General features: G+C 32.9%; 4 protein-coding genes. All 4 read right to left on the bottom strand.

Features of this window, described 5'->3' with window-relative positions; translation table 11 throughout:
• Positions 1-18: 18 nt before the first annotated feature.
• Entirely contained in the window at positions 19-384 is a 366-nt protein-coding gene (locus PHQ99_08360; protein MDD4289583.1) for a VOC family protein, read from the bottom strand.
• A gap of 61 nt (positions 385-445) precedes the next feature.
• Complete coding sequence (locus PHQ99_08355) at positions 446-1669, bottom strand: MFS transporter (protein ID MDD4289582.1); 1224 nt, start codon at positions 1667-1669, stop codon at positions 446-448.
• A gap of 391 nt (positions 1670-2060) precedes the next feature.
• Complete coding sequence (locus tag PHQ99_08350) at positions 2061-2345, bottom strand: coiled coil domain-containing protein (protein MDD4289581.1); 285 nt, start codon at positions 2343-2345, stop codon at positions 2061-2063.
• 106 nt (positions 2346-2451) lie between these two features.
• Positions 2452-3100 (bottom strand): DNRLRE domain-containing protein (locus PHQ99_08345; protein MDD4289580.1); only part of this gene is annotated, 649 nt, incomplete at its 5' end.

Below are 3100 nucleotides of genomic sequence, written 5' to 3'. Positions count from 1 at the left end.
ATCAAATAATTATACTGATTATTTCATATTTTCCACAAACTGTATTTTTACTCCATTTGGGTCAAGCACAAATAGAAATTTAATGGAAGGATTCGGCTGAAATGGTCCTGAATGAATAGAAATATTGTTTCTTTTAAGAACTTCTTTGATCTTCTTCAGGGAATCCACTTCAAAACCCAATGAAATATCCTCACCTATTGTAATGCTATTTTTCTGAGCATCATAGATTAGTTCTACTTTTGTTTCCCCTCCACCCAAAAATACTATTTCCCCGTTATTATCAGGTTTAAACCTTTTGTTTATTTCAAGGCCAACAATCTCCTGGTAAAAATGCAGCGATTTTTCCATATCCTTTACATGAATGGTTACCCAACAAAATTTCATAAGTACTCCTTTCTAATTGCAAAACATCACTAAAATCATTTTTAAATACTATAATATCACCCTATTTTCTTCTTTTAAAAAACAAATATTGTCCGACTGAAGCTATTAGCATAATTAAACCTAAAAGTAGCCAGCTTAAATCATAAGAATTTCTAATATCAGCAATTAAACCAAATATGGGAGGAGTGATTAACATTCCTGCCCTGAGAAATAACATTGATAATCCGATCGCACTGCCAGTTTGATTTTCATTTACTACATCAGTTATGGAAGAAAAAAACAAACCATTCCATCCTTGTCCGATAAAACCTGCTAAAAAGGCAAATACAAAGATTATATACAGGTTTAAAATCTTTATGGAAATGCTAAAAAATAATGCAATTATAATAAATAGAATTCCGATAAATAAAAAGCCTTTTCTTCTATTAGAACTAAGAAACCTGTCACAAAACAAACCCCATATTGGCCTGCCCAAAATACTCCCTAATTGAACCATTGCAAACCCCATACCGGATATTTTTTCACTTAGTCCTCCGTCTAAAAATAGAAAAAGGGTAAAATGAGAAATTATTGAACTTTCAACACATCCCAAAAAAAATCCATAAACTGATAAGGCTAATAAATCTACATTCTTAAATAACCGGTTAAAGTTTGTCCCAAAAGAAATTTTGTTTATCTTTGTTGCATTATCACTTTTGCCATTTTTATCATAAAATTTTAAAATTACAAGGGAACATAAAATTGCCATTACAGAAGGAAAAAGCAGTGCTTTTCTCCATCCAAACATTACTCCTAAAACAGGCAGGAAACTTGCTGCTAATAATCCTCCAACAGGGAAGGAGCTACTCCAAATCCCGGTAGCTGTACTGCGCCATCTTGCAGAAAAATATTCTTTTATACCTCTATTTGCAGCAGGAGAATTTATGCTCAATCCAAAACCACCCAATGCAGCTAAAAGTAATAATGAGATATAGTTTGGAGCAATTGAATGCAGCATAAGTAAAATTCCTATGAATAAAATCCCATAGGCAATACTCCATTTTGTACCTTTAATGTCAACTAAATATCCACTAAAAAGACTGACAATTGATGAAATAAAATAAAGAGATGTCATGTATAGCCCTATCTGGGCTCTTGTCAGGCTAAAATCTTTTTGTAGAAAGGGGAAAATTGCAGCAATACCATCACGATAAATTCCCAATATTATAGAGGATAAAGATATAATCAATAGAATGGACCAATTAAAATCTATACCATCCTTATCTTTATCAATTCTGTCTGTCATGGGAAAATAAGAAACTCCATTATGATTCTAAATTAGTTTATCTAAATATATTACTACTTCTAATATTTTATAAACATAATAACATTGTATCTGCTGTTGCAATCTTTTTCAAACTACCAAAATAAAATTATCTAATATATTGACTTGCATGATTATATTTATATGGTGGCTGCAGGAGGTTGGTTTTGGTCCACTTCCCACAGAACCGGAAAAATAAATAGATAACAAAAAAGAGCGGCGATTTTCATAATTCGCCGCTCTTTTTTTATAATATCTCTTCTTCTTATGCCAGTGAATAGCCTATTTGAATTTCTTAAGGATACAAACAGAGAAACATCCTATATATCTTCTTAATCAATAATAAAAGTAAATAATTCTTTTTTTAAATTGATTATTTAAATTTATTAATAGCATCATCAAAAGAATTCTTTAGATTACCCAATGCTTTTTCAGCTCCTGCCTTTAGTTCGCCCCAGGCTTCTTCACTAGCATTCTTGACTTCATCCAATTTTTTTTGAGCTTCTTCTTTTTTATTTTGTAATTTTTCGATTTTCTTATCATATTCCATCCTGGCATCAGCTTCTTTCTCCTCTGCTTTTGCTTCTAACTTTTCAATCTCTGCATCCCATTGTTTAAGTTTGGCAGCCATCTTATCGATAAAAGCTTGTCTATCCATTTATTAACCTCCTTTTTAATTATTCATAATAATACTATACTATTTTAAAAAGGCATATGTGGGTACTTTAAATATACACCTTTATAGCAAATAATTTCAATATATTTCAAGGAAGATAATAGATAACCTCTAATTTGGGACACTGTGTGGGATCAACCGTATAATCAGAAGAGCGGCAACGAATGTAAGTCCCACCTAAAAGTTCATCTGCTTTTCTTAGCACTACACCATAATTAATCATGCTGCCATCCAGCCAGCCCTGTAATAAAGCAGTGATATCCCAGGATATCCAACCAGTTTTATCAGTATTTATTAATTTTGTGCTTCCGGCAATAGGTTGATAAGTAGGCTGGTTGTTCCATGAAATTGTATTCTCCTGCCAGTTGCCTGTTACTCTATGCATTCCAATAGTAAAATCAGTCGAGCCGACCGTACTGTAATGATACAATTTTAGTTCCGCACTTACAATATTCGCTCCTGCTGGAATTGCACCCAGGTCAAACTGCAAATAAGCCCTTACTATAGAAGGATCGGGATTATTCCCAATATATAAATCTGGATAATGGGCAAAATTATTATTTACAGAAGCACTGGAAACATCTGCATCTTTTCCCTCCGCTGGTCCCGGCTGTATGGTAACTGTTTGTTCTACAATAACTGTTTGATTTACAGTAATATTTATTATAGAGGTTGTAGATCCATGATTGTTGGTAGCGGTAAGCGCATAGGTAGTAGTAATGTCCGGGGACACAGAC

It is taken from the genome of Atribacterota bacterium (assembly GCA_028703475.1).
Lineage (GTDB): Bacteria > Atribacterota > Phoenicimicrobiia > Phoenicimicrobiales > Stramentimicrobiaceae > JAQVMU01.
This window is presented reverse-complemented; position numbering and strand designations above follow the sequence as displayed.

What these genes read in the sequence shown, in the direction of transcription:
- PHQ99_08355 (MDD4289582.1), bottom strand. Translation starts at nt 1,669, where the DNA reads ATGACAGACAGAATTGATAAAGATAAGGATGGTATAGATTTTAATTGG.
- PHQ99_08360 (MDD4289583.1), bottom strand. Translation starts at nt 384, where the DNA reads ATGAAATTTTGTTGGGTAACCATTCATGTAAAGGATATGGAAAAATCG.
- PHQ99_08350 (MDD4289581.1), bottom strand. Translation starts at nt 2,345, where the DNA reads ATGGATAGACAAGCTTTTATCGATAAGATGGCTGCCAAACTTAAACAA.